Annotated in this window: 25 protein-coding genes; 11 read left to right on the forward strand and 14 right to left on the reverse strand. The window is 40.0% G+C overall.

Annotated features, from left to right (window positions below):
• Nucleotides 1-40 precede the first annotated feature (40 nt).
• From IQ282_RS11755 to IQ282_RS11765, 3 genes are read right to left on the reverse strand one after another with little or no spacing between them, the layout of a single operon-like run.
• Nucleotides 41-1,837 (reverse strand): PspC domain-containing protein, encoded by a 1,797-nt coding sequence (locus IQ282_RS11755; protein WP_194852069.1) that lies wholly within the window; start codon nucleotides 1,835-1,837, stop codon nucleotides 41-43.
• Nucleotides 1,834-2,175, reverse strand: a complete 342-nt coding sequence (locus tag IQ282_RS11760; RefSeq protein ID WP_194852070.1) for a PadR family transcriptional regulator — start codon at nucleotides 2,173-2,175, stop codon at nucleotides 1,834-1,836. The genes IQ282_RS11755 and IQ282_RS11760 overlap by 4 nt, the downstream gene beginning before the upstream one ends.
• A gap of 1 nt (nucleotide 2,176) precedes the next feature.
• Nucleotides 2,177-2,680, reverse strand: coding sequence for a DUF4870 domain-containing protein (locus tag IQ282_RS11765; protein WP_194852071.1), 504 nt, complete (start codon nucleotides 2,678-2,680; stop codon nucleotides 2,177-2,179).
• 1,459 nt (nucleotides 2,681-4,139) lie between these two features.
• Here IQ282_RS11765 and IQ282_RS11770 point away from each other — a divergent pair.
• The 4 genes from IQ282_RS11770 to IQ282_RS11785 all read left to right on the forward strand — a co-directional run bounded on the left by IQ282_RS11770 (nucleotide 4,140) and on the right by IQ282_RS11785 (nucleotide 7,734).
• Complete coding sequence (locus tag IQ282_RS11770) at nucleotides 4,140-4,592, forward strand: DUF4442 domain-containing protein (protein ID WP_194852072.1); 453 nt, start codon at nucleotides 4,140-4,142, stop codon at nucleotides 4,590-4,592.
• 65 nt (nucleotides 4,593-4,657) lie between these two features.
• Nucleotides 4,658-5,701 carry an o-succinylbenzoate synthase gene (locus IQ282_RS11775; protein WP_194852073.1) on the forward strand — a complete coding sequence of 348 codons (1,044 nt, stop codon included), beginning with the start codon at nucleotides 4,658-4,660 and terminating at the stop codon, nucleotides 5,699-5,701.
• Nucleotide 5,702: 1 nt separating this feature from the next.
• Nucleotides 5,703-6,677 carry a CPBP family intramembrane glutamic endopeptidase gene (locus IQ282_RS11780; RefSeq protein ID WP_194852074.1) on the forward strand — a complete coding sequence of 325 codons (975 nt, stop codon included), beginning with the start codon at nucleotides 5,703-5,705 and terminating at the stop codon, nucleotides 6,675-6,677.
• Nucleotide 6,678: 1 nt separating this feature from the next.
• Nucleotides 6,679-7,734, forward strand: coding sequence for an AMP-binding protein (locus IQ282_RS11785; protein WP_194852075.1), 1,056 nt, complete (start codon nucleotides 6,679-6,681; stop codon nucleotides 7,732-7,734).
• Here the strand turns inward: IQ282_RS11785 and IQ282_RS11790 are convergent.
• Nucleotides 7,731-8,204, reverse strand: coding sequence for a low molecular weight protein-tyrosine-phosphatase (locus IQ282_RS11790; protein WP_228547318.1), 474 nt, complete (start codon nucleotides 8,202-8,204; stop codon nucleotides 7,731-7,733). The two genes, IQ282_RS11785 and IQ282_RS11790, sit on opposite strands and share 4 nt — an antisense overlap.
• Nucleotide 8,205: 1 nt before the next feature.
• Nucleotides 8,206-9,633: a chromosomal replication initiator protein DnaA gene (dnaA, locus tag IQ282_RS11795; protein WP_194852076.1), complete on the reverse strand. Its 1,428-nt coding sequence runs from the start codon at nucleotides 9,631-9,633 to the stop codon at nucleotides 8,206-8,208.
• Between the two features lie 190 nt (nucleotides 9,634-9,823).
• On the opposite strand from dnaA, the gene IQ282_RS11800 reads away from it, so the two are divergent.
• Nucleotides 9,824-10,234, forward strand: a complete 411-nt coding sequence (locus IQ282_RS11800; RefSeq protein ID WP_194852077.1) for an acyl-CoA thioesterase — start codon at nucleotides 9,824-9,826, stop codon at nucleotides 10,232-10,234.
• A 30-nt stretch (nucleotides 10,235-10,264) separates the two neighbouring features.
• A complete protein-coding gene (locus IQ282_RS11805) occupies nucleotides 10,265-10,813 on the forward strand; it encodes a pyridoxamine 5'-phosphate oxidase family protein (RefSeq protein ID WP_194852078.1) in 549 nt (182 codons plus the stop codon).
• Here the strand turns inward: IQ282_RS11805 and IQ282_RS11810 are convergent.
• The 3 genes from IQ282_RS11810 to ribD are packed head-to-tail and all read right to left on the reverse strand — an operon-like array spanning nucleotide 10,810 to nucleotide 13,282.
• On the reverse strand, nucleotides 10,810-11,409 hold the full coding sequence (locus tag IQ282_RS11810; protein WP_194852079.1) for an IMPACT family protein: 600 nt from the start codon (nucleotides 11,407-11,409) through the stop codon (nucleotides 10,810-10,812). The two genes, IQ282_RS11805 and IQ282_RS11810, sit on opposite strands and share 4 nt — an antisense overlap.
• Nucleotides 11,406-12,281, reverse strand: a complete 876-nt coding sequence (locus IQ282_RS11815) for a DMT family transporter (protein ID WP_194852080.1) — start codon at nucleotides 12,279-12,281, stop codon at nucleotides 11,406-11,408. The genes IQ282_RS11810 and IQ282_RS11815 overlap by 4 nt, the downstream gene beginning before the upstream one ends.
• Nucleotides 12,278-13,282, reverse strand: coding sequence for a bifunctional diaminohydroxyphosphoribosylaminopyrimidine deaminase/5-amino-6-(5-phosphoribosylamino)uracil reductase RibD (gene ribD / locus IQ282_RS11820; RefSeq protein WP_194852081.1), 1,005 nt, complete (start codon nucleotides 13,280-13,282; stop codon nucleotides 12,278-12,280). Before ribD ends, IQ282_RS11815 begins: the two co-directional genes overlap by 4 nt.
• 103 nt (nucleotides 13,283-13,385) lie before the next feature.
• On the opposite strand from ribD, the gene IQ282_RS11825 reads away from it, so the two are divergent.
• Entirely contained in the window at nucleotides 13,386-13,871 is a 486-nt protein-coding gene (locus IQ282_RS11825; protein ID WP_194852082.1) for a GNAT family N-acetyltransferase, read from the forward strand.
• Entirely contained in the window at nucleotides 13,868-14,728 is an 861-nt protein-coding gene (gene prmC, locus IQ282_RS11830) for a peptide chain release factor N(5)-glutamine methyltransferase (RefSeq protein ID WP_194852083.1), read from the forward strand. The genes IQ282_RS11825 and prmC overlap by 4 nt, the downstream gene beginning before the upstream one ends.
• Before the next feature lie 6 nt (nucleotides 14,729-14,734).
• Here the strand turns inward: prmC and IQ282_RS11835 are convergent, their stop codons facing one another.
• From IQ282_RS11835 to IQ282_RS11845, 3 genes are read right to left on the reverse strand one after another with little or no spacing between them, the layout of a single operon-like run.
• Entirely contained in the window at nucleotides 14,735-17,263 is a 2,529-nt protein-coding gene (locus tag IQ282_RS11835) for a beta-mannosidase (RefSeq protein ID WP_194852084.1), read from the reverse strand.
• Nucleotides 17,256-17,981 carry a copper homeostasis protein CutC gene (locus IQ282_RS11840; RefSeq protein WP_194852085.1) on the reverse strand — a complete coding sequence of 242 codons (726 nt, stop codon included), beginning with the start codon at nucleotides 17,979-17,981 and terminating at the stop codon, nucleotides 17,256-17,258. The genes IQ282_RS11835 and IQ282_RS11840 overlap by 8 nt, the downstream gene beginning before the upstream one ends.
• Nucleotides 17,981-20,323, reverse strand: coding sequence for a beta-N-acetylhexosaminidase (locus tag IQ282_RS11845; protein ID WP_194852086.1), 2,343 nt, complete (start codon nucleotides 20,321-20,323; stop codon nucleotides 17,981-17,983). Before IQ282_RS11845 ends, IQ282_RS11840 begins: the two co-directional genes overlap by 1 nt.
• Before the next feature lie 150 nt (nucleotides 20,324-20,473).
• On the opposite strand from IQ282_RS11845, the gene IQ282_RS11850 reads away from it, so the two are divergent.
• Genes IQ282_RS11850 through ligA form a run of 3 tightly spaced genes read left to right on the forward strand, consistent with a single transcriptional unit; the run spans nucleotide 20,474 to nucleotide 23,176 of the window.
• Nucleotides 20,474-20,707 (forward strand): DUF6364 family protein, encoded by a 234-nt coding sequence (locus tag IQ282_RS11850; protein WP_194852087.1) that lies wholly within the window; start codon nucleotides 20,474-20,476, stop codon nucleotides 20,705-20,707.
• Nucleotides 20,697-21,110, forward strand: a complete 414-nt coding sequence (locus tag IQ282_RS11855; protein WP_194852088.1) for a PIN domain-containing protein — start codon at nucleotides 20,697-20,699, stop codon at nucleotides 21,108-21,110. The genes IQ282_RS11850 and IQ282_RS11855 overlap by 11 nt, the downstream gene beginning before the upstream one ends.
• Nucleotides 21,110-23,176, forward strand: a complete 2,067-nt coding sequence (gene ligA, locus IQ282_RS11860) for an NAD-dependent DNA ligase LigA (protein WP_194852089.1) — start codon at nucleotides 21,110-21,112, stop codon at nucleotides 23,174-23,176. The genes IQ282_RS11855 and ligA overlap by 1 nt, the downstream gene beginning before the upstream one ends.
• Here ligA and IQ282_RS11865 read toward each other — a convergent pair.
• The 3 genes from IQ282_RS11865 to IQ282_RS11875 form a co-directional block, all read right to left on the reverse strand.
• On the reverse strand, nucleotides 23,145-23,558 hold the full coding sequence (locus IQ282_RS11865; protein ID WP_194852090.1) for a hypothetical protein: 414 nt from the start codon (nucleotides 23,556-23,558) through the stop codon (nucleotides 23,145-23,147). The genes ligA and IQ282_RS11865 overlap by 32 nt on opposite strands.
• Nucleotides 23,559-23,774: 216 nt before the next feature.
• Nucleotides 23,775-24,704: a bifunctional metallophosphatase/5'-nucleotidase gene (locus IQ282_RS11870; protein WP_194852091.1), complete on the reverse strand. Its 930-nt coding sequence runs from the start codon at nucleotides 24,702-24,704 to the stop codon at nucleotides 23,775-23,777.
• A 2-nt stretch (nucleotides 24,705-24,706) separates the two neighbouring features.
• The gene (locus IQ282_RS11875; protein WP_194852092.1) at nucleotides 24,707-25,492 is read right to left on the reverse strand and encodes a 5'-nucleotidase C-terminal domain-containing protein; all 786 of its coding nucleotides are present in this window, start codon (nucleotides 25,490-25,492) and stop codon (nucleotides 24,707-24,709) included.
• Nucleotides 25,493-25,506 lie beyond the last annotated feature (14 nt).

The following is a 25,506-nucleotide window of genomic DNA, read 5'->3' on the forward strand; positions in this document are numbered from 1 at the left end:
TAATGAAGCAAGGCATCGATGAGGTAAAAGATAATTGCTATCATAATGACATGTTTTTAGAGGCCCATCGATAGGTCTTTGTTTCAGTTTTTGATGTCAACCACTTTTGATTCTTGTTTGACTTATCATTTTCCTTGTAGGAAACCCCATCGTTACCATCGTACTGCCACTCGCCATCATTTTCTGGAACGATGGTGTCGTTGTCGGGAATGCTGTCGTTCAATAGCTCTTGATTTTCTGGAGTCTTTTCAATTATAGGGCAATCTACACAAACGGCCTTGCCATCCTTAATCTGGTAAGTATATTCAATATTGTTGCCCAGATTGAAGGCATCGTTGCTTATGTACGATCTGTACCGTTCTCCAAAACGCTCATTGAACTTTGCGTTAGCACCTTCTGGTAGATAGATCATGATCTCGATATCTGGATCAATAAATCGATCTTCCTTAGGCAGCATAAAGAAGTCAGAGGCAACAAATGAGGAATCAGTCAGTTTATAATCGAACCGGATCGCTCGTGCTCGCTCTTTTGCCTCCTCAAAGCTGGCGCCTTTACCCTTGTAGGTAATCTCAACCCTCGCAACAGAATCGGTGGTGGAGCTTATGGCAAATTTAGTCTCGTAGTATTTAATCAATTCCTTACCATCAACTTCATCAAAGTCAAACTGAAAAGCTCTGCGATTACTATTAAAACGGCCAGATTCCCCAGAATCAATCAATTCTAACGAGAAGATCTTTTCTTTGTTAATGCCAAATTTCTCGGTTTTCTGTACCGTGGCTTCAATCGCCTGACTCGCTACAATTCTACCTATCATAATACTCAAGGCAATTACAGCGACAATCCATATAGCGCCTAGCGCGATGTAAACTATGGAACCTAGTGCTCTTAAATTACTAACTAATAATTTAAGTCCCAGAACGGCTAGAAGAAATAGCGGTATCCCTAAAGCAAGAATCATGGCTAGAATAAGCCAGAAGGTGGCATAATCAGAAGGAACAACCAGATCAAAAATATTAAGTAAGCTGTACCCATCAATGTTTACGGCACTTGCCGTGATCGTTGAAACAATCAACGCCACAAGAGTTATGGTGGAAGTTAAAAATAGGAGCAAACCGAAGGTTTTCATGATAAATTTCAACACTCCCAAAATGAAACGACCTATGAAACTAAAAAATCTCACGGTGCTACGTTTTTCTTTTTGACCTACAATACGGTAGTCGGCGTCAGTCTGCCCATCGACTACCGGCTCAAAACCCGACTTGAAATTCTCTTCAATGTTTGTGATATTCACTTCTTTGCCCATCATCGTCAAACGCTGATTTGTAGTTATGGCGTCTGGAACAAAAATCCATAGGATTATGTAAACGGGAATAGCCCATCCAGCGGTTAGCAATATCGCAAGAATCCATAAAACACGAACCCATACGGCTTCAATACCTAGATAATAACTTAAGCCAGAACTCACGCCGCCTATATAACCGTTGAGTGTATCCCTAAAAAGTTGTTTATTCTTTCCTTTGAAATTAGTGCTACTACCTCTAGAAGACTTTGAAGATTCCTCAAAAATTTCTTCGTTTACCTCATAATCCTCCGGTTGACCCATGATATCAATTACAGACTCAACGTGAATGATGGAAATAACCTGTTGATCGTTGGCTCTTTTTTCCAGAAATAATTCTGCAATACGGGATTCAATGTCAGACATGATTTCGTCTGCGCCATTAGTTCCAGCAAAGCTATTGCGTACAGCAGCTAAATAGCGCTGAAGACGTTTAAAAGCATCTTCATCTATATGGAAGAACAGTCCAGCGAGGTTGATGTTGATGGTCTTGTTCATGATTTTTGGTTTTTAGGTTTGGTAACTAGATTAACTGCATTTCTTAGGTCATCCCAGGTTCCCGATAGTTCGGTTAGGAAAATTTTCCCGGTTTCTGTGAGGCCATAATATTTACGTGGCGGCCCACCAGTACTTTCTTCCCACCTGTAATTAAGGAGTCCAGCATTTTTAAGTCGTGTTAACAACGGGTAGATCGTTCCTTCTACCACTAGAAGTTTAGCATCTTTCAATGTCTCAAGAATCTCTGCAACATAGGCATCTTCTTCTTTGAGAATGGATAGAATGCAGTACTCCAGTACGCCCTTGCGCATTTGCGCTTTTGTGTTTTCTATCTTCATTTTAGTTTGTATTAGTTGTTTCGCCTTCGAGAATCGCAGTATCCGGAATAAAATTGATCGTCAGCGGGTAATTATAAAGTCTACCCTCATGAGCACTGATAGCCGCTTTAATGGTGCACACTAAGTCTACAATAGCAAGAGCAAGAATCAAAGTCCCACAAATAATTCCACTGGTTACAATGGTGGAAAAGATTCCCATGTTCTCAGAAAACGGAAAATTACCATGATCAAATTGATCCCATAAAGCAGGACCACCAGAAATCATACTTCCTATAATAATACCGCCACCTACAAGTGCCAGAATCACCGTCCAAAGCGTGATGCTCAATTGAAAGTTGATTGCTTGTTTCCCATGCTTGTCAATAAAATTAGACTTCTTGGAATTTATCATCCATATTAAGATGGGTAGAATAAAGTTTCCCAACGGGAATACCCATTTTCCGAAAGTGGCTAAATGAATTGCCATAGCAATATTGCGATGGTTGAATTGTGTATTTTTTTCCATGACCTATTAATTTCTTATGCAAATATATATCTAAAAGATAGTATTATGCAATACAAAGTACCATATATTTTAAATACGCCTTTAAATGTGCCAAGTCCGCTTTCGCGAAAGTGTAATGAAATCAACTGTTCAGGAAGGTTTAGAGCAGCGTAATTTTTTTAATATTTCTGGAGGTTGAAATCGAAAATTGATCAAATTATGTTGCTTTTTATGTTGCTTTTTATGGTGCAGACAACTGTCAAATCTTATGAAAATCCTGTTCAATTGGACAGATTAGTATGATATTAGATCTATAACACCTTCACCCTATCCGTCTCCGTCGCTATCGCGCCTGGATCCACCTTTCCTATTTCTAGGAAAGGAGTTTTTTTTGAGAGCTCTGTTTACGTTAGGAGTACAAATACGGCTCCTCGCCTCAGAAGAGGAGAGGACAGATTGACTTTGCCATTCATGGCGATGCAATCAGGAGTGGTTGAAGGTGTTGTATTTTGATATTTAGCTTTACCATTAGAACAACGCCACTTCGGACTACCTTTTTTCATAGGGGTAGACTTCACTCTACTCGTAAGAAATGTCTATTGAGAAGTGGGACTATAAGTATTTATCCAAATTCACTACACCTTAAACCTATCCGTCTCCGTCGCTATCGCGCCTGGATCCACCTTTCCTTTTTCTAGGAAAGGAGCTTTTTATTGAGAGTTCTATTTACGTTAGGAGTACAAATACGGTTCCTCGCCTCAGAATAGGAGAGGACAGATTGACTTTGCCATTTATGGCGATGCAATCAGGAGTGGTTAAAGATGTTGTATTTTGATATTCAGCTTTACAATTAGAACAACTCCACTTCGGACTACCTTTTTTGATAGGGGTAGACTTCGGTCTACTCTTATGAAATATCTATTGAGAAGTGGGACTATAAGTTTTTATCCAAATTCACAACACCTTCAACCTATCCGTCTCTGCCGCTATCGCTTCAGATCTACCTTTCCTTTTTCTAGGAGAGGAGTTCTTTTTTGAGAGTTCTATTTACATTAGGAGTATAAATACGGCTCCTCGCCTCAGAAGAGGAGAGGACAGATTGACCTCGCCATTCATGACGATGTAATAATGAGTGGTTGAAGGTGTGGTATTTTGATATTCAGTATTACCATTAGAACAACGCCACTTCGAACTACCTTTTTTCATAGGGGTAGACTTCAGTCTACTCTTATGAAATATCTATTGAGAAGTGGGACTATAAGTTTTTATCAATATTCACATCACCTTCAACCTCTCCGTCTGCGTTGCCATCGCGTCAGATCCACCTTTCCTATTTTTAGGAAAGGAGTTTTTTGGCTTTTATACTATCGATATCTCTAGAATCTCATTCATCATTTAAACAAGTCTTTATTATTATCTAAAAACCAAATCGGTTAGTTTTGTTTAAAGCTCACGAACTCACGGACTCAACAATTCTCAAATGATCACGCCCTTTAAAATCAATACTTTCACATTTTTTAAACTACCCAGCTGCTGGTGGAGTGGTGTCCGGGTCAAAGAAATAGATATAGAAAAATGTGTGGTAACCGTTAAGCATAAATGGTTCAATCAAAATCCTTTTAACAGCATGTATTTTGCGGTGCAGGCCATGGCAGCAGAGCTTTCTACAGGAGCACTTGTAATGTCTTTTATTAAAGAATCTGATGCTACAGTGAGTATGCTTGTAGCTAACAATGAAGCGACCTTTACAAAAAAAGCTACCGGTAGAATTATATTTACCTGTAACGATGGGCTCGCAATTAAGGAAGCTATCCAGAAAGCGATAGAAACTGGTGAAGGCCAAACGGTCTGGATGGAATCCACCGGAATCAATACTGACGGGATTCAAGTGAGCAAGTTCAGGTTTGAATGGACCGTTAAACTTAAAGGGTAAGGATTTTAGTATATTTTCCAATTTTTCTAACAAAACCGCATTACTTCATATCCTATCTTGCTTACATGAAAGCAACCTATCAGAAACATAATCTAGAGTTCAAACAACCTGCAGGAACCTCACGTGGCATTTTAAAAACTAAGGACACCTATTTTTTAAAGCTCGACAACGGCAGTGAGAAAGGGATAGGAGAGTGCAATTTATTTAAAGGTCTGTCGAGTGATGATCGACCGGACTATGAAGAAAAACTGCAATGGGTTTGTGACCATATAGAAATGAAACCAGCCGAAATGATGGAAACTCTTCAGGAGTGGCCGTCCATTTTATTTGGTTATGAAATGGCAATGAAATCTATGCAATCAGCAGATCCATTTACCTTATTTCCATCGCCATTTACGGAGCAACAGGACAGCATTCCTATCAATGGATTGGTCTGGATGGGAGATCAGGATTTTATGATGAAACAGCTTGAAGAAAAACTAGCTTCAGGTTTTGATTGCATAAAATTGAAGATAGGCGCGATCAATTTTGAGGCAGAAATGAAGTTGTTGAAATCGATACGAGCACGTTTTCGCGAAAGCGAAATCACCATTAGAGTCGATGCAAATGGTGCATTTACGGCTGAGAATGCATTAAGTAAATTAGAGGAACTTTCTAAATATGATGTGCACAGTATTGAACAGCCTATTGCACAAGGGCAATGGGAGGAGATGGCACATTTGTGTGCTGACACTCCAGTGCCTATTGCACTTGATGAAGAACTTATAGGTATTTATAATTCTAGTCGCAGGGCAGAGTGTCTGGATGTTATCAAACCGCAATATATTATCTTGAAACCTGCGCTAGTGGGTGGTTTTGCAAATTCTAGAGAATGGATCAACCTTGCGGGTGATCGCAATATAAAATGGTGGATTACGAGTGCTCTAGAATCCAATGTGGGACTCAATGCTATTGCTCAATTTACATACACCCTAGGCTCCAGAATGCCCCAAGGTCTAGGAACTGGCGGTCTTTACACTAACAATATTGAGTCGCCCCTAGAGGTTAAGAAAGGGCATTTATACTGTAACGATGTAGCTGCATGGGACACTAATGCATTAAATTTTTAATATGTTTATAGAGAGAGCGGCTAACAAATATAATGAGGCGTGGCGGTGGTTGTTAGGGTTTATAGTGATTTTTGCTGGATGTCAGGTTTTAGGTGGGATTCCCTTCGTTATTGCCATTCTATTTAAATCTGTTGCTGAGGGTGATATGAACGTCTTAAAAGATGAAGCGGGTTTGATGTCGTATTTACCTTCAAATCTGTCTTTCTTTTTACTTATGCTCACTTTTGTTATAGGCACCATAGTCTGGTGGATCTGGATCAAATATGTTCATAATCTCACCTGGACTCAAGCTACAACCTCACGAGCTAAGTTTGACTGGAGTCGTGCAGGATTTGCATTTATGGTGGTAGGTGTTGTTTCCATTGTTACGACTATCGCAGGTTACTACTTGATGCCAGAGGATTTTATATGGAATTATAATCCTACAAATTTCTGGATATTAGTGGTAATTGCTATTCTATTAGTACCCATTCAAACAACTTGGGAAGAGCTGTTTTTCCGCAGTTATATGATGCAAGGATTGGGTCTCATGGCAAAAAATAGAGCGGTACCGTTTATCGTGACCTCTGTTGTTTTTGGAATGATGCACATTTTTAATCCTGAGATTGCAAAGCTGGGTTATATAATTATGTTTTGGTACGTAGGCACAGGATTTCTACTGGGACTTTTTACATTAATGGATGAAGGAACAGAGCTTGCCATAGGCTTTCATGCCGCAAACAATCTATTTATAGCTATACTGGTCACTGCCAACTGGACAGCTTTTCAAACTGAATCGCTGCTGATCGATATATCTGAACCCTCTGTGAATTTTGCTACATTTATCCCTTTATTCGTTTATTATCCACTGCTTGTTCTTTTATTTGCATGGAAATATAACTGGACAAACTGGAAGGAACGTTTATTCGGTAAGATTGAGCTTCCTCTTGATAACAACCACCAAGATTCAACATTTGAAAACCGATTAAACAGCTGATATGATTCCTGAAGTACACCCTAGTTTTAAACTTAATGGCGTTTCACTTGACCATAATGGATTAATGACGGTGGCGTATAGCTACGTGAAAGAGGGCGAACTATGGGAGCGTCAGGTAGGTGAATTTTTATTGAACTGGATGGACGATTTTTCATACCACACGGTTTTTTCTAGCGGTTCAACAGGCACACCTAAAGAATATAGACTAGAAAAACAACACATGATCAATAGTGCCCGATTGACGGGAGAGCGATTTAACCTGCACGCAGAAAATGATATTCTAGGCTGCTTGCCTTTGAGCTATGTTGCCGGTAAGTTAATGATGGTGCGGGCCATAGAATTAGGCTTGCATATTGATTTAGTTGCGCCATCTAAGAACCCGCTAGAGAAAGTAACTAAGCGATACGACTTTACGGCACTCACGGCATATCAAGTCAAACACTCTCTAGATCATCTTTATAAAAGTAGAAAAACCATCATAGGTGGTGGGCCAGTAGATGAAGCAATGGTGGAGAGTTTAAAAAACAGACATACCCGCGCTTATCATACCTATGGAATGACAGAAACGAGTACGCATATAGGTGTAAGGGAGTTGTACCCTAACTATGAAGAATACTTCACGGCACTTCCAGGTATTAAAGTGAGGTTGAATCGCGCTGACTGTTTGATCATCGATGCTCCTGAATTGACTAAGGAACCTGTAATTAGCAATGACCTGGCCGTTGTTAAAACAGAAAAAACTTTTAAAATATTAGGGAGAACGGACAATGTTATTAATACGGGAGGTGTAAAAATCCATCCGGAAAGTGTGGAGAACAAGCTGTCAAAACATCTAGACAGTCGTTTTTTCATCGCTTCAGAGCCAGAAAAAGATCTGGGGCAGCAAGTAATTCTTTTTGTTGAAGGAGAAGAGACCGATTTAAATTCCGCTTTCGCGAAAGCGAAATTAGATAGGTTTGAAAAACCCAGAAAAGTCATTTTTGTAAAAGAATTTGCGGAAACACACACCGCTAAAATTGACAAGAAAGTGATAATTGCAAAATACCGAAAAAATTAATTCTCTTTTGACTCCAGTTCTTTACCAATGGAAGTGGTGACTTGATCAAGCATCTTATATATATTGACAAAGCCTTGATCGCCGCCGTAGTAAGGGTCTGGAACATCTAGATCCTCGCCTGGAAAGGAAACGTCTAAAATCTTTCTAATTTTTTGACGTTGGGAATCTGTTGTTGTCATTCCCAGTACATCTGTTAGGTTAGAAGAGTCCATAACATAGATGTAATCAAATTCTTCTAAGTCCTCAACCGTCAATTTGCGACTGCGTTGTTGTGAAATATCTAGACTGTTTTTTGCAGCAATTTCAATGGATCGTTTATCTGGAGCTTCACCTTTGTGTCCACCACTAGTTCCAGCACTATCTACATTGAATTTAGTAAAGTTTAGTTTAGAACGCATCAAACCTTCAGCAAGAGGTGAGCGGCAAATATTTCCTAAACACACCATGAGTATGGAGGTTTTATCCTTCATACTAATTGGCTAATTTTTTTCTCAAATCTTCAACGTATTTATTGAATTGCTTATCGGTAGAAGCGAGGTTGTCAACTGTTTTACAAGCATGTAATACTGTTGCGTGATCCCGTTTCCCGATTTTAGAACCTATACTTGCAAGAGAAGCTTTGGTCATTTTTTTAGAGAAATACATCGCTAATTGACGCGCTTGTACAATGTGACGTTTTCTAGTTTTTGATTGAAGAGTCTCTACATCCATCTGGAAATAATCACTGACAACTTTCTGTATTTGATCGATACTGATCTCACGTTTGGTATTTTTTACGTAGTTCTCTACGATTTTTTTAGCTAGTTCAATTGTAATATCCTTGTGATTAAAAGAGGAATGCGCTATTAATGAAATGATCGCACCTTCTAATTCTCGAATGTTGGTTTTAATGTTATCAGCTAGATAGTTGATAATATCTTCCTCCATTTCTACACCATCGCGGTACAATTTGTTCTTGATGATGGAAACGCGGGTCTCATAATCTGGATGGTTAAGCTCAGCACTCAATCCCCATTTGAATCTTGAAAGTAACCTTTGTTCAATATCCTGCATATCTACAGGTTTCTTGTCACTGGTAAGAATGACCTGTTTGCCATTCTGGTGCAAGTGATTAAAAATATGGAAGAATACATCTTGAGTTCCTGCTTTACTAGCAAAGAATTGAATATCATCCACAATCAATACATCCACAATCTGGTAAAAATGAATAAAGTCATTGCGATTATTCTTACGAACAGATTCAATAAACTGCTGCGTGAACTTCTCAGCACTTATATAAAGAACCGTCTTATCTGGATAATTTTCTTTGATGCCTACACCTATAGCATGTGCAAGGTGGGTTTTACCTAATCCCACGCCGCCGAATATGAGTAAAGGGTTGAAAGAGGTACCACCTGGTTTGTTAGCAACTGCCATTCCCGCACTACGGGCAAGACGGTTAGAATCACCTTCTAAGAAGCTATCAAAGTTATACGACGGGTTCAATTGAGATTCAATCTTTACATGTCGTATTCCAGGAATAATAAACGGATTTTTAAGCTCTGGACTCTTACTGCGCACCGGTGCATCTACACTTTGTGAATTGCTAATAGATCTATTGCTACTGGGAATCTTCTCTGTAAACGGTTCCATACCATTCAAGGCATTTTCCATTTTAATAGCATAAATTAACTTAGCGCCTTCACCTAACTCTTTGGTTAGTGCGGTTTTAAGTAATTTAATATAGTGTTCTTCTAACCACTCGTAGAAAAAACGACTGGGTACTTGAATGCTTAAAGCGGTATCAGTGAGCTTCACTGCTTTTATAGGTAGAAACCAAGTCTTGTAAGCTTGTGGATTAATATTATCCTTTATAAACTCTAGACAATTTTCCCATACCGATTCTGCAGTCGATGTCATAAAACTCTTTTTTAATAGTTAGATTTGGCTCTTGTGAGTAGGAAAATATCACATAAAATGGATCCCTCAAGAGCGGTACAAATATGTGGATAAAAAACCTTAAAAAAAATTAAAAAAGGGTTTGATATTCTCCAAATATAGTCGCATGCAAATAAGGTTTTTATCTACCTAATATAAATTCACAATTTTAATGAAAACTTCCTACCTGAAAATCAAACCTAGATACTCAGAAACAGATCAAATGGGAATTATACACCATGCTAACTATTTGATATACATGGAACAAGCAAGACTGGAGTGGCTGAACGCTTTAGGATTTTCATACGAAAAAATGGAAGCCGATGGTATCCTTTTACCTGTCTATCAGATAGATATAAAGTATAAAAATCCGATCAAATTTGGGGATGAAATTTCAATCAAAACCACCCTTAAGAATATTCCTACAACCAGAGTTGTTTTTCAATATGAAATCTGTAAAAATCAGGATATAATTTGTGCTGTTGCCGAATTAACTCTGGTATTTACTGATGCCACTACTTTTAGACCCAGAAAACCAATTCCAGAATTTACTGCGATGTGTGAGAAATTGTTTACAAACTAATTCGACTGATTTCTATAATTAATAATTCTTATGCTAGACGATTACTTTTCTGATCTTAAACATGATTTGCGAGGCGCACTTAGTAAACGCAATCATCCATTCAAATACGCTTACTTATCTACGGTGGATGAAAACCTACAGCCACGGGCTAGAACAATTGTCGTTAGGGAGATTAGTGAGAACTTAGAGTGTACTTTGTTTACTGATTCCAGAACCACAAAAGTTCATCAACTCAAAAACATCCCTAAAGCGAGCTTGTTATTCTATAACAGCAAATCCTTACGCCAGATTAGAATTGATGGGGTTTTAGAACCCATCACAGATGAAAAACTAATCAAGCACTTGTTTTCTAAGGTGACCGATAAGTCCATTAAGGATTATACGACATCATTACCACCGGGATCAATTATTAAAAACCCGGATCACGTGGAATACATGGAAACTTCTGAGAATCATTTCTTGCCATTGCGGTTAGTTCCTGTTTCCATAGAATTGTTGCAGCTTAAAAGACCAAACCATTTAAGAGCACTTTACACAAGAATAGACGAGGAATGGCAAGGGCAATGGTTGGTTCCCTAAGATTTTGCAGTTATAGGGTACATTTTGTTCAATTCTACAACAATCTCTTCCACTTTTGATAACGGGACAGAAATGTCAATCTCACAATTTATCGTAAGACGCTGTTCTTTTATGGTATAATTATTTTCATCAATAAAGCGCATGACTTGGCTCATTTGAGGGTATTCAAAGAAAATATGAACGGTTCCCGTAATAACTCTCATGACAACGTCTGCTTGATCGAGGGCTTGTTTTGCGGCCTCGCGATAGGCTTGGATCAGTCCGCCTACACCCAGTTTTGTTCCGCCAAAGATGCGGGTCACTACCACTAATACATCACTCATTTCATAAGCATTGATTTGTGATAGAATAGGATCTCCTGCGCTATGACTCGGTTCGCCATCATCATTTGACCTGTAATTGTCATCGCCAGGACCTAATTTCCAGGCATAACAATGGTGATTAGCTTTTTGATATTTATTACGCAGTGGCTGGATGTAATCGGCGAGTTGTGATTCATCGGTAAATGGGAATGCAGTTGCATAGAATTTACTGCTGCGTTCTTTAAAAAGAATTTCTTCGGTAGGAGATAGAATGGTTTTGTAAGAATCTTTCATGGGAATGAAGCTTTCGCGAAAGCGATACAAACAATCGCCATCACTGCTAGCAATATACCCCAGTAATTTTGAGGAAGCAATCGCTCCTTAAATATAAGAACTCCCAAAAGTGCGGCAAATAAAACGGTACCCACGTGATTTATAGGGAAAACGACGCTGCTCTCCATATCTGTTTTTAAGGATTTAATTATAAAGTAAATGGAGAAGTAATTGGGAATGCCTAGCACCACTCCCGCAATCACAGACTTCCACTGTAAGAACCTGCCTTGAATCGCTTCATATATCAAGACTAGAAGTCCTATCCCAAAAGCCATGGAGAAACAAATCGCACTGAAAAGCGCTTCATCACCGCTGGGAACATGCAGTTTCTCTGCGTACTTGATCACGGTGTCGATCGTACCACTTCCTATAAAGAGCAGTACCGGGAGTATGAAATAACTTTTGACAAGTGGTAGTTCCTGTTTGGATTTAATGGTTACTAAATAAACAGAAATTAACGCCAATATAATTCCTATAATTTTGAGCCAATCAAGAGATTCCTCATACAACCAGATACCGAATGTTACTGGGATTACAAGGGACATTTTACTAGCAACGGCGGCAACGGAAACTCCATTGATTTGACTGGTTAAAGCAACGACATTAAAAACGCAAATGAATAGAGCTCCTAAAATAATAGAATACCAAATCCATGGGCTACTTACTATTTCAGAAGTTTGAACAGTACCTTGATAAGCAATAAATCCTGTGATGGATGCAATAAGATAATTTACAATGATTGCATGTAGCGTGTTTACCCTAAAAATGCTGAAATATTTGAAAATAACATACAGTAAACTTGAGGTGACAATGCTTAAGATCAACCAAATCATACTTTGGTAAATATTTTCAATACATCGTTTTGAATCAGCTCTCTACTTTTCATAGAGATATTAGAAGGCAATTGAGGCGCGGGAATTCCTTCTTTTAAATAAACTTGTGCACCCATATACTGGTGAATCTCGTCCCATGAACCCGCTTTTATAAATTCCTGTAAGGTTGTCAAACCACCTTCTACAATAACGGACTGTATATTCAAATGAAAGAGGTCCTCAAGAATTACCGAAACCTCATTACTTTTTCTGCGTAAGATTTGAGTTGTCGACTGATCATTAAAAACATTCAAATTTTCGGGAAGGTCATTTCTAGAATCCAGTATGATTCTGATAGGGTTTTCACCACACCAGTCTCTAACAGTTAAACTGGGGTTATCGTCCAGAACGGTTTTAGCGCCTACTAAGATGCTCTGCTCTTGAGCTCGCAGTTGATGAACGCGCTGTCGGGAGTATTCGTTAGTAATCCAAACTGGTTTTTGTTCTTCCTTCTCGAGCGGAGCGATAAAGCAATCGGCACTTTCTGCCCATTTTAGAATGATGTATGGGCGTTTGTGTCTATGATAAGTAAAAAACCGTTTGTTTAGTTCGTTGCATTCTGTCCTTAGAAATCCTACTTCGACAGCGATTCCAGCTTCTTCTAATAGTTGAACACCTTGACCTGCAACTTTTTCATGAGGGTCAAGTGTACCTACGATGACTTTTTTAAAACCTTTCTCTATAATTAGGGAAGCACAGGGTGGAGTTTTCCCGTGATGAGAGCAAGGTTCTAAATTGACATAAATGAAGGCTTTTGAAAAGTCAGAATGCCCGCAACTTTCAGCATGGGCAATAGCATTGACCTCCGCATGTGGCTGTCCTGCTTTAAGGTGAAAACCTTCTCCTATTATTTTGCCTGAAGCATCTACAATCACAGATCCCACGAGCGGGTTGGGATAACTGGTCCCTAATCCATTTGCCGCGAGCTGCAAGCAACGTTGCATGTAAATATTGTGATCCATAAGAGTTTGCAAATTTAGGTTTTGTGAATTTAAAGTGATGTCCTAATAATAAGTTTAGCTTAATAATAGAACTGCATTTTTACCGCATTGCTATCTTTGGAATATGAAGATTAGAAAAATTACTCCGCAAGATAACGCCGCTATTAAGGATATTATCCAAAGTACCATTTTGGAACACAACGCACCTAAAGAAGGAACAGCTTACAGCGACGCAGCAACTCAAAGCATGTATGCCACCTATCAAAAGCCTAGGGCGGCTTATTTTATAGTGGAAAGTGATGGAGTTATTTATGGAGGCGCTGGAGTTGCAGCCTTGGATAATTTTGATGGGAATATTTGCGAACTGCAAAAAATGTATTTTCTACCGGAAGCTCGTGGCAAAGGTTATGGAAAACAGCTCATGGAACGCTGTCTGGAAGTAGCTAGCGCTTTTAAATACAGTAAGATCTATCTTGAAACCATGGATAATATGTTTGATGCACAAGGTTTATACAAACGCGTGGGGTTCGAATTGCTCACACAACCGCTGGGAAATACGGGTCATTACAGTTGCCCAATCCAAATGATCAAAAATTTACAAGAATTATGATACTGCGACAAATCAGGGATATTTATGTAAATAGACTCCAGAATCTATATGTGGATCAGGAATCCATTTCGATTTTCAAGATTATCTGTGAGGATTTATTACACATGACAAAGTCAGAGATTATGATCAGTGGTGAAGAAAACCTCTCTCATCTAAAAGAAGGTATTCTACTTAAATCACTGGAATCTTTGACAGAAGGTAAGCCCTTACAACATATTACAGGAATCGCGCATTTTTATGGTCATCAGTTCAAGGTAAGCCCAGATACGTTGATCCCGAGACAGGAAACGGAGGAGCTGGTGCAGTGGATTCTAGATGATCATAAGAATAAATCGGTTAATAATTTGCTCGATATTGGTACGGGAACGGGTTGTATTGGGATTAGTTTAGGGTGCGCTTTAAATAATTCAAACCCTTCATCAAGTTCAATTAAGATAACGCTCATCGATATATCAGAGGAAGCTTTACAAATCGCAGCAGTCAATGCAGAGCAGATCGCCACAGGAATTCCCATCGTTTGCATGGAACAGGATATTTTAGCAACGGAATCGCTGGAAGAATATGACATCATCGTTAGCAATCCGCCATACGTGCGGGAGTTGGAAAAATCGCAACTGCATACTAATGTAATTGACCATGAGCCACACGGCGCGCTGTTTGTACAAGATAATGATCCGCTGGTATTTTACCGAAAAATTATGGAGCTCGCTTCCGCACAGGAAAAACCATTGATTTATTTTGAGATCAACCAATACATTCCGGAACAATTGAAAACACTTGCGAGCGAACTCGGCTATCAATCAGAGCAGCGCAAGGATTTGAATGGGAACTGGCGCATGATGAAATGCTGGAAGTAGCTCAATTTAAATCCCGAGTTTCGCTTTATGAATCAGCTCATTCAAGGTTTTGACTTGTAAAACACCACTTTCATTTGAAAAGCGTTTTAGGTAAATAATTTTTTCCTTGTTTGGTTCCAAGTCAAAAAAGTTATCAGAAAAATGCCCTTTGTCGCTGTAGATAACAAAAACGTCTTTAGCAAAAACATCGGTTTTCAATGTGATTTTATAACCGTCTTTTGTTTTTTTACTTTTCATTTGAATTTTTGGACTGGATAACTTCAAATCTTTTGGTTTTATGAGTATATCGATAACCTTTTTTGAAGCAAATTCGGTCACAACGTAAACTTTCTGTGGATCAAAGTCCAACTTGTCTAGATCCAATTGCATAATCACCTTACTTGCGCCGGCTTTTGCAGTTGCAGTAATCGTTTTTTTATGAATTTCTGTTCCATTGAAGTCTTTTATCGTGATGCTATAGTTTCCAGTTATGTCATTGAGATTGTCGTTTACAATGTAGCCGGAGAGCGTGTTTGCTTTTAGATGCGTACTTAATAAAACATTTTCAAAATCCCGCTTGACTTGATAATGCAAAGCTTTCCAGTTACCAAAATAATCGATGCTCGACCAGCTCACCGCCGGCCAGCAATCATTCAATTGCCAGTATAGGGTTCCCATGGACCGCGGTCTCGCTCTGCGTTGTGCATTTATCCCTTTTGAAACGCCGTAAGCCTGTAGCAGCTGGCTCACATAAACATAATCTTCATCATTATCAGGAACCGGAAAATCACGCTGCATATATTCCTGAATCAATGCTTTGCCTCGCGAGTGCTTTTGATGTGTAGAATAATCAACCGAATTAATATTAGTACTGCCATCCTCATTTATAAACCTGATCGTCTCATAGGAAGGATGCGATTGAAAGCCAAATTCAGCACTAAATCTAGGGACGTGCTCTTCATAATGTTCAAAGGGCAACCCGTCGTGCCAGACCCACCAGTCGTGGGAATTTCCATGTGTTTCATACCGCGCGTCGCCACGACCGTACATAGGTGAAGTCTCCCAGTAGGGAATGTCGCTGTATTGTTCTACGGCGTTGGGAAGGACCTCCTGAAATATGGTTTTGTAATCATTCCAGAGGTATTCCTTGTCTTCCGATGATCGTCCGTCCTGCCAGCCCCAGCGGTTCCAGCCTTCACTAATCTCATTATTTCCGTTGAACAAAACCAGACTGGAATGATTTCTCAATCGTTTTACTTGCTGTGAAGCTTCTGTTTTTACGCTTTCGCGAAAGCGTTTATCTGCAGGATACATGCCACCAGCAAACATAAAATCTTGCCAGACCATGATTCCCTTTACATCGCAGGTTTCATAAAAAATATCTTCCTCGTAATTCCCACCGCCCCAAACGCGCAGGAAATTCATGTTTGCAGCAACCGCATCTGACAACAATCGCTCATAATCTACTGGTTTCACCAGGTTTTGCATGCTGTTTTGAGGAATGTAATTGGCTCCTTTGGCATACACGGGAACGTTGTTGACTTTGAAATAGAAGGACTCACCTATGGAATCTTGCTCATTCACGAGTTCTATTGTGCGCAAGCCTTTCTTGAAATTCCAGTGATCTCGCTCAACGCCATCCTGATGAGCAACAACCTTGATGTCATATAAATAAGGGTCGCCCAGATTGTGCGGCCACCATTTTTTAGGATTCGGTATTGTAAACGGAAGATTAAAGGCTTGCGTTTTCTTAGTCGTTTTTTTAAAGTTTATAGTGCCTGATTTCGTCCCATTCACGTACACATCAAATTCCAAATCTTCATAAACATCAGACTCTACCAATTCAATCTGAGCTTCGAGCGATGCGATGGAGTCGGTCAAATTGTTTTGTTTCAAATAGACATCTTTAATCTTTAGACCGTTGTAAATGTCTAGATAAACGGGTCTGGAGAAACCCATGGTGTTCAATTCAGGTCCCCAATCCCAACCGTATTCAAATTGTCCTTTCCGTGTAAAGACGCGGTGATTGTTGTCTGCACTAGTAAGTGGTAACGTATATGGATGCGCCGAGTCTGCCGCAATTTCAAACGGAGTTGTGGGTTTGAAAGTGACTTTAAGTTGGTTGCTTTCTTTGAGAATTCTTTTAACGTTGATACGCGATTTTATGAAGGCGTTTGTGTTTTTTAGAACCAGGGAATCGTTTAAAAAAACATCGGCATAGGTATTCAACCCGTCAAAATTCAGATATAAATGATCGCTTCTTAGCTGCTCTCGACTTAAACCAAATTCTGTGGAATAAGTCCACTCTTCTTGTGCGACCCAACCCACTTTTTCTTCATTATTTGCCACAAACGGATCTGGAATAATCCCTACATCCAGCAAATCAGATTGCACTGTGGTGGGAATGCTGATATCGTCTGAAATCAATTTGAAACTTGATTCCTGAATCAAAGACCAATTTTCAGAAAGTTCCAACCTTGTGGGGTATTCTTTATTTTCAGAACAGTTGTAAAGCAACATCAAACTACTAAAAAGATAAAACAGCTTTCTAATCATTAAGGAGACTTAAAATGTTTTTGATATTGGTTTCTTTAGAAACGGCGATGCTGTTTTCTGCCATAAATTTAGGGCTGTTCATGGGGATCTTTTGGTGATCGGTCTGTTTCAAAACCTGGGTTGCTGATGCATGGATTTCTGAAAAACCTGCTTTCGCGAAAGCAGAACAATTCTCCGCATTGATTCCGCCACTTGGAAGGATCATCAATTTTTTACCCGCAACTTTCTGATATGCTTTCAAGTTATCTAGTCCATCAATGGCTTTCTCAGATTGCCCAGAAGTCAAAATCCTACTGACTCCCATCGCCGCCAATTGCTCCACAGCCACTAGCGGATTCACAGCATGATCAAAAGCACGATGAAAGGTAAACTCTAAAGGCTTTGCAGCTTCAACCAACAGTTTTGTACGCTCCACATCAATCGTGAAGTCCGAATTCAAAACACCCGAAACCACGCCGTGAAAACCTAATTCTTTACAGATCTTAATGTCTTTCAACATGATCTCAAACTCATCTTTAGAATATAAAAAATCACCAGATCGCGGCCTGATTAGTACCATCACTGGAATTTCTATTTGCTCTGCAACCTGCTTCATAAACCCATACGAGGGAGTGATGCCACCCATGGCGAGTTCGCTGCACAATTCAATGCGCTGCGCGCCAGCTTGCTGTGCATTTACAGCACTCTGAAAATTTGCGGTGCAGATTTCTAGGAGCATTATTGAATCGTGATTTCGTCGATGAAGGTCCATGCTTTATTTCCAGCGCCTTGAAGTCCGTCGGGAATGATGCCGTAGTTGGGAATTGTCAGTTTTAAAGAATTAACTAGGGTCGGCGGTATTTCTTTTTTATTATCCAAATGGAATTTTAGATACTCTTCAATGTATTTTTCAAGCGAAATAAATATTTTTTGAGCGCTATTTTTAGGATCAATAGTAATCGGTATTCTATCAATAATTGTCGCGGAATACTGTAATTCAATATAAATATCAACGTGTTTAGACACATACACCCATTGACCGTTTGCTTCAAAAAACCGCAGCTCTAAGCTCTTCAAATCTTTAGGTTCTTCAAACTCGATGTTGACCTCAATATCTTCTCCCCAAAATCCTAACCATTCACTATCACCAAATCGTGTATCACTTCCCTTAATTCCATTGATCAATCCTTGCGCACCGCTACCGGTGTAGGATGGGTGTGGTTCTTTGTTTATGGAGATCGTCGCACCCACAGCTTTATGAAGTGTTAACTCTTGCGCAAAAACATTACCTAGTTGTTTGTTGTCCTTAAAAACAGCCGCTTTAATTTTTAAGTTTTTATCAAATAGAATAGGAGCACTGTATAATTCAGAAGAGGCTGATAGCGCTGTGCCATCTATTGTAAAGCGTATTTGCTTGTCCTTCGTTAGGGTTGTAAGTGAATAGTTCTCAGCATCTGTGAACGCTCCTTTTACTTCAAATAGATGGTTTGCATAATTGATATCTAGCATATCTAGTCGGTTGTGGAAACCTTCTAAGCGTCCTATGAAATCTTCATAATTTCTAGTTTCTTGGGGCGACCAGGCGACCTCGCTCATCGCAATCATTCGTGGGAAAACCTGATATTCCACCTGCTTTTCTGATGTTACATATTCCGTCCATAGATTTCCTTGTGGGCCTAGGATGTGAGTGGCTTCTGCTTTTGATAGCTCTTTAGGAATAGGATTGAAGCTGTACACTTTTTCCAGCGGTAGGAACCCGCCTATGGCAGTGGGCTCGTCTGCGTTTTCGCTTTGATAGTAATCAAAATAGGCGTTAGAGGTAGGCGTCATAATCACGTCGTGTCCAGATTGTGCCGCAGCAACTGCACCGTCCGTTCCTCTCCAGCTCATAACGGTCGCGTTGGGAGCAAGGCCACCTTCTAGAATCTCGTCCCAGCCTATGATCTGTTTGCCTTTGCTGTTAATATACCGCTCTATACGATGTATGAAATACGACTGTAATTCCTCCTCGTTTTTCAAGCCGTTATCCTTCATGACTTGCTGTGCCACTAGACTTGTTTTCCATTGTGTTTTAGGTGCTTCATCGCCTCCTATGTGGATGTATTTTCCGGGAAACAGCGCTATCACTTCGTCCAGCACATTTTCTAGAAAGTTGAAAGTGTATTCGCTGGGGCAGAAAATATTATCAAAAACGCCCCATGTTCCCGCAACTTGTACCGGTTTGTCCGTGCAGCCCAATTGTGGGTAGGCAGCGATAGCGGCTTGTGCGTGACCCGGCAGCTCGATTTCTGGGATGATGTTGACATGTCTCGCTTTCGCGAAAGCGATAACTTCAAGAACCTCTTCTTGTGTATAGAAACCACCGTATTTATTAGTGTCATACTGCTGCGGTTGATCGTTATAATGACCGATGAGCGTGCTGTCGCGATAGGCCGCAATTTCCTGAAGTTTAGGGTATTTTTTAATCTCGATGCGCCAGCCCTGATCATCAGTGAGATGCCAGTGAAAATTGTTCATTTTGAGCATGGCCATCGCGTCGATGTATTTCTTGATGAAGTCGACATCAAACATATGACGACTCACATCCAGATGCATCCCGCGGTATGAAAACCTGGGTTCGTCCTTTATAATAAGTGTGGGAATCGGGAGGATTTGAGAGCCATTGCTGCGCTCCATTTCTGGTGAAGTGAGTTGGCGCAGGGATTGCACGGCATAAAAAGCGCCAGCATCTGTAGCTGCAATTATTGAGATTTTTTCTGGCGTAATCTTTAGGGTATAACCTTCTGGATTTGTGATGGTTTCATCCTTTTGAAACACAATTACATTTATTGTGGAAGTACCATCATGGAGTTCGATAGCAGAGTTCCCCAGAAAACTTTTTAAAAAGTCTGCGGAGATTTGAAAATCACTGGAAGCGTTCAAAACCGTATTTTGATTCAGCTCAAAAATACCGCTTGAGATTTCCTGAAAAACAGGCGCAGGAAGTATTTGCGGATTTTGAACTACCGCTATCATGGCGGGTTTTGAACAACCCGCCATTGCAGAGACGACCAGAAATATTAACGCGTACTTTACTTTCATAGAATCAAAATTAATGGATTAAGATACAAAGATGGAATTTAAGGATTGCTCATACTTGACGATGTAATCCCATTCTTAAAATAAGAGTGGTTATCTAGATTTAAGATCAATTTTTAGTAACTTGCACAGTGGATGTGCAAAATTCAAATTATGGCAACTAAAAACTTAACAATCAGACTATCAGATAAATTGATCGAGGCAAATAAGGAATATGCAAAAAATTTGGGGAAATCATTGAATGAAATAATTCGGGAATTTTTGCAGCGTAATGTTCAAAAGGAGTCATCTTACAGTTGGGTAGATGAGCTTTTAGAAGTAACCGAAGCCACCGCTAGATACGACATAGATTATAAGTTTGACCGAGACGAGCTACATGAAAGATAGAATTTTTGTGGACTCAAATGTGTTCATTTATCTCATAGATAGAAGAGATAGTTTCAAAACTAAAATGGCTGTTGCCTTTTTTAAGTCCATAGCTGAATCAGAAATAAATATTTCTACTCAAGTCGTTAAAGAATTTTGTCAAGCAGCGATAAAAAAGTTTCAATTTTCAGAGGCTGAGGTTTTAAGCAATCTTGCCGTTTTTGATCAGATATTAATCGCAGATACACCGAAAACAATAATTGAAAAAGCCATATCTCTTAAATTCAAACACCAATTATCCTTTTACGATAGTGTTATCGTTGCCTCGGCATTAGCCTCTAATTGCGATATTTTATATAGTGAAGACATGCAGCATTCGCAAAAAATAGAAGGTCTACAAATTATAAATCCCTTTGCAAATTAATGGATCCAAAAAATCAAATAGAATCCCTGCGCAACGAGCTGCGCGAGCACAATTACAATTATTATGTAAATGATGACTCTACCATAACCGATTTTGAATTTGATAAAAAACTGGAACAGCTTAAAGTTTTAGAAGCTGCACATCCGGAATTTCACGATGCTTCAAGCCCATCAGTGCGGGTAGGTGGTGAGATTACTAAAAACTTCAAAACCGTTAAGCATATCAACCGCATGTACTCGTTGGACAACTCCTATAGCAAGGAAGATCTAGAGGACTGGGAAAAGCGATTGCATAAGTCGGTTGGGGATGATTTAGAATATGTCTGTGAACTTAAATATGACGGTGCGAGCATTAGTTTGCATTATGAGAATGGAAAATTTGTTCAAGCAGTAACTCGCGGCGATGGAACTCAGGGCGATGACGTGACAGCAAATGTGCGCACCATCAAATCTGTGCCGTTGCAGTTGAAAGGCGATGACATTCCAGAAAAGTTTGAAATACGCGGTGAGATTGTGTTGCCCTGGGATGGATTTCACAAAATGAATGAAGAGCGCGAGGCGCAGGGATTGGAATTGTATAGGAATCCGCGTAATACGGCTAGTGGAAGTTTGAAATTGCAGGATAGTGCGGTGGTCGCGAGTAGACCGTTGGATTGTTTATTGTATCAATTGGTGGGTGATAACTTGCCTTTTAAAACCCAATATGAAGGACTGGAAGCTGCCAGAAGATGGGGTTTTAAAGTGCCACCACAATCAACACTGGTCAGCGGTATCGATGGCGTTTTAGGATTCGTTGATCAATGGGATGCCGCAAGAAAAGACTTGCCCTATGAAACCGATGGCGTTGTGGTTAAAGTTAACAAGCTCCAAAATCAAGACGAATTAGGTTTCACCGCAAAATCTCCACGCTGGGCAATGGCCTATAAATTTAGTGCAGAGCAGGTTTCCACTCGGTTACTAGAAATCACCTATCAAGTAGGCCGCACTGGAGCGATTACTCCGGTAGCAAATCTAGAACCGGTAGAGATTTCAGGAACCACCGTAAAACGGGCCAGTTTGCACAATGCAGATCAGATTGAAAAACTGGATGTGCGCGTGGGCGATGAAGTCTATGTAGAAAAAGGAGGCGAGATTATCCCTAAAATCGTGGCTGTCGAAATGCTCAAACGTCCAGCCGATTCAAAGCCGACGGTTTACGCCACAAATTGCCCAGAATGCGGGACCGCACTCGTTAGAAACGAAGGCGATGCAAAGCATTTTTGTCCGAACGATATGGAATGCCCACCGCAGGTAAAGGGTAGGATTGAGCATTTCATTTCCCGTAAGGCGATGGATATTGACGGCATAGGGTCAGAGACCGTGGATCAACTGGTGGAAGCCGGCTTGATCCACAATTATGCAGATTTATATGATTTGCAGTACGAGCAAATCATTCCGCTGGATCGCATGGCAGAAAAAAGTGCTAAAAATATGCTCGCAGGCATTGAGGCGAGCAAACAGATACCGTTTGAGCGGGTTTTGTTTGGGCTGGGAATCCGCTATGTGGGAGAAACGGTGGCTAAAAAACTAGCCCGACATTATAAATCTATGGATGCGCTGATGGCATTGCCAGAAGTTGCTGAAAATCCAGATACCGATTTGTTTAGTTCGATGGTCACTGAGCGGAGTCGAAGTGAAGCGGAAAAACTACAAGAATTAAGCACTGTTCCAGAAATAGGGGAACGTATTGCAGAATCTGTCGTGGAATTCATTACGGATACTGCACAGATACAACTGATCGAGCGATTGAAGGCGTCGGGAATACAGTTTTCGTTAAGTGACGAGGAACTTTCTACACGATCAGATGCACTGGCAGGGAAAAGCTTTGTGATCTCTGGAGTATTTGAAATGTCCAGAAACGACCTCAAAAAAGCGATCGAGGACAACGGTGGTAAAGTTAGCAGTTCTCTTTCTTCAAAAACTGATTATCTGATTCGTGGAGAAAATATGGGGCCGTCGAAATTGGAAAAGGCAGAAAAGCTGGAAATCGAGATGATTAGTGAAGCAGAGTTTCTTGTGATGGTTTGATATTGAAAAACACATAGCCAAAGAACAGCATAAACACAAAATCATTCAGTCCGTAAATGGAGTAGAATATTCCTGCAAGCAAATCCTGATCATAAACTTCTTGCAGACTGTTATTAGAAAACCAATACCCATAGGCAAGTACGTAAGCTAATTTCTCAAGGATAAATACTCCCACTAGCCATTTTACTTTTTCGTAAACTCTTGAAACTGCGATGTACGCGCTTCCCCAAACCGTGATCATAAAGAGTCCGAAATAGGACATAACTTCTGGATCAGTAGCAGGAATTACATCGTTTGTAAAAGCTTTAGTAAAAATGAGTACGCCTAAGGTGTTGATGATACCAGCAGCTATAAATCCTTTCGTGATGGTGTTTTTAGTCATGAATTTTTAAATTTTGGAATAACAAGGACAGTTGGTTAAGATAACCTACTATGAAGGCATTAGATAATTGAATTAAAATCACAGCGTCTTTGAGTATCTCCATCTTCTCTTCATTCACCTTTAGCTCGCGTCTCTATAAGATTTTAAAAACTACAAGTCTATAATCATCAATCCACGATCAGAATTTGTCACCTTCTAACCTCTAACCTCTAACCTCTACACTTCATAAACCACATTCTCACCACTCGCTAGTTTTCCTTTATGCATGTAGAAATCAATCCGACCTACATTGATACCATAGCAGCCTACCTGGTTTACCATAACGGTTTCTCCAGCAGCGTTAGTAACTAGATCTGGTTGATCTAGAAAAGTATGGGTGTGACCGCCTATAATCAGGTCTATCCCACTAGTCTTCTGAGCGAGCGAGATATCGCTAATTTTATCATTGCCGTATTTGTATCCTAAATGCGACATACAAATTACAATATCACAGTTTTCTTGATTGCGCAACACATTTACCATATCCTGAGTCACCGTGAGAGGATCCCGATATTTAGTTTCCTTGAACATTTCAGGAGCCACTAATCCTTCCATTTTAATTCCCAGACCGAACATTCCTATACGCACGCCATCCTTTACCATAATTTTATAAGGCTTGGTTTGACCATCCATTATGGTGTTGCTAAAATCGTAATTAGAGATAACGAAATCAAAACTAGCATTTGGAACTTGAGCATAAAGTCCGTCAATTCCATTATCAAAGTCATGGTTTCCTATAGTTGCTGCGTCATAGCCCATCATGGTCATGAGTTTAATCTCCAGCTCGCCACCATAAAAATTAAAGTAGGGAGTTCCCTGAAAAATATCTCCGCAATCCAACAATAGTGTATTAGGATTTTCTGCACGCACCTTTTTAATAAGTGCTGCGCGTCTGGCGACGCCACCCTTGCCATCATCACGACCGCCGCTTATGGGTTCAATGTGTGAATGAGTGTCGTTTGTATGAAGGATCGTGATTTTAGTCAAACCCTTTTTTTCTTCACGCTCAGAGAAAAATCCAGCGGCCAGTGCGCTATTGCTCCATAAAGCCGTACCAGCGATTAAACTTGCCGTTGTGGTATTTCTGATAAATTTTCTACGTTCCATTTTTAGTCTTCTTTAGTAAATCTATTATCGACGTCAAATCCCAGCGTGTCGTTTTCTTTAAAGTAATCGATCATGGCATTACGTATTTTGTAATCTATTCTCGTACTTGATATGGCTTTGGTAAAAAAGTCCATATTATCACCACCCGTCATTAAATAATCGCTGGTCATTACAAAATAGTTGCGGTCATAAGCAATTGGTTTTCCATCTAGAGTCACTGATTTAATTTCATCTCCTTTCAGGTGAATTTCCAGTCCATCAAAAGGATGAGCACGTTTGTGAAAAGCAAGATATTCCACGAGTTCCTTCATTTGAGCGGGAGCAAGCTCTGCTATGACCATTTCGTTATCAAAAGGCATCACTTCATAGGCAGTTCTTGTAGTCACATTTCCAGCAGGAATTCCTGCGCGTATACCACCATGATTAATAAGAACAACGTCGACGCTATTTCCAGTTCTTGATTTGAAAACTGGTTCTCCTTGAGCCCTTGATATTGCTGCCATCATGTTTCCTATGCGGGTGTTAAGCGGCGTGTCATTCTTGTACATGTCTGCTGGATTAAAGCTTAGCGGCATATCCAGCTGGGAATCCAGGCTTTTTTTATAGGGTGCGATATAGGCACTGATGCTTTCCACTTCGGCAATGGTGGAATCGACTCGGGTCTGGCTTGCAACCAGCTTTTCGGCGGTGTAGGACTCTGTCTTGCAAGAGGTTGTTATGAATAACGCTTCCGCGAAAGCGAAAACCATTAAACCTTTCCTGCAAGTAGCCGTCATAGATATTTTCATAGGTGATTGTTATA

This window comes from Nonlabens antarcticus (assembly GCF_015356755.1).
Classification (GTDB): domain Bacteria; phylum Bacteroidota; class Bacteroidia; order Flavobacteriales; family Flavobacteriaceae; genus Nonlabens; species Nonlabens antarcticus.

Excerpts from the sequence above, each read along its gene's own strand:
- IQ282_RS11825 (WP_194852082.1), top strand. The coding sequence starts at position 13,386 with ATGAAGATTAGAAAAATTACTCCGCAAGATAACGCCGCTATTAAGGAT.
- IQ282_RS11845 (WP_194852086.1), bottom strand. The coding sequence starts at position 20,323 with ATGAAAGTAAAGTACGCGTTAATATTTCTGGTCGTCTCTGCAATGGCG.
- IQ282_RS11850 (WP_194852087.1), top strand. The coding sequence starts at position 20,474 with ATGGCAACTAAAAACTTAACAATCAGACTATCAGATAAATTGATCGAG.
- IQ282_RS11865 (WP_194852090.1), bottom strand. The coding sequence starts at position 23,558 with ATGACTAAAAACACCATCACGAAAGGATTTATAGCTGCTGGTATCATC.
- IQ282_RS11790 (WP_228547318.1), bottom strand. The coding sequence starts at position 8,204 with ATGAAGGATAAAACCTCCATACTCATGGTGTGTTTAGGAAATATTTGC.
- IQ282_RS11785 (WP_194852075.1), top strand. The coding sequence starts at position 6,679 with ATGATTCCTGAAGTACACCCTAGTTTTAAACTTAATGGCGTTTCACTT.
- IQ282_RS11815 (WP_194852080.1), bottom strand. The coding sequence starts at position 12,281 with ATGATTTGGTTGATCTTAAGCATTGTCACCTCAAGTTTACTGTATGTT.
- ribD (WP_194852081.1), bottom strand. The coding sequence starts at position 13,282 with ATGGATCACAATATTTACATGCAACGTTGCTTGCAGCTCGCGGCAAAT.
- IQ282_RS11875 (WP_194852092.1), bottom strand. The coding sequence starts at position 25,492 with ATGAAAATATCTATGACGGCTACTTGCAGGAAAGGTTTAATGGTTTTC.
- IQ282_RS11870 (WP_194852091.1), bottom strand. The coding sequence starts at position 24,704 with ATGGAACGTAGAAAATTTATCAGAAATACCACAACGGCAAGTTTAATC.
- IQ282_RS11765 (WP_194852071.1), bottom strand. The coding sequence starts at position 2,680 with ATGGAAAAAAATACACAATTCAACCATCGCAATATTGCTATGGCAATT.
- IQ282_RS11800 (WP_194852077.1), top strand. The coding sequence starts at position 9,824 with ATGAAAACTTCCTACCTGAAAATCAAACCTAGATACTCAGAAACAGAT.
- IQ282_RS11855 (WP_194852088.1), top strand. The coding sequence starts at position 20,697 with ATGAAAGATAGAATTTTTGTGGACTCAAATGTGTTCATTTATCTCATA.
- prmC (WP_194852083.1), top strand. The coding sequence starts at position 13,868 with ATGATACTGCGACAAATCAGGGATATTTATGTAAATAGACTCCAGAAT.
- IQ282_RS11760 (WP_194852070.1), bottom strand. The coding sequence starts at position 2,175 with ATGAAGATAGAAAACACAAAAGCGCAAATGCGCAAGGGCGTACTGGAG.
- dnaA (WP_194852076.1), bottom strand. The coding sequence starts at position 9,633 with ATGACATCGACTGCAGAATCGGTATGGGAAAATTGTCTAGAGTTTATA.
- IQ282_RS11805 (WP_194852078.1), top strand. The coding sequence starts at position 10,265 with ATGCTAGACGATTACTTTTCTGATCTTAAACATGATTTGCGAGGCGCA.
- IQ282_RS11835 (WP_194852084.1), bottom strand. The coding sequence starts at position 17,263 with ATGATTAGAAAGCTGTTTTATCTTTTTAGTAGTTTGATGTTGCTTTAC.
- ligA (WP_194852089.1), top strand. The coding sequence starts at position 21,110 with ATGGATCCAAAAAATCAAATAGAATCCCTGCGCAACGAGCTGCGCGAG.
- IQ282_RS11810 (WP_194852079.1), bottom strand. The coding sequence starts at position 11,409 with ATGAAAGATTCTTACAAAACCATTCTATCTCCTACCGAAGAAATTCTT.
- IQ282_RS11840 (WP_194852085.1), bottom strand. The coding sequence starts at position 17,981 with ATGCTCCTAGAAATCTGCACCGCAAATTTTCAGAGTGCTGTAAATGCA.
- IQ282_RS11775 (WP_194852073.1), top strand. The coding sequence starts at position 4,658 with ATGAAAGCAACCTATCAGAAACATAATCTAGAGTTCAAACAACCTGCA.
- IQ282_RS11755 (WP_194852069.1), bottom strand. The coding sequence starts at position 1,837 with ATGAACAAGACCATCAACATCAACCTCGCTGGACTGTTCTTCCATATA.
- IQ282_RS11780 (WP_194852074.1), top strand. The coding sequence starts at position 5,703 with ATGTTTATAGAGAGAGCGGCTAACAAATATAATGAGGCGTGGCGGTGG.
- IQ282_RS11770 (WP_194852072.1), top strand. The coding sequence starts at position 4,140 with ATGATCACGCCCTTTAAAATCAATACTTTCACATTTTTTAAACTACCC.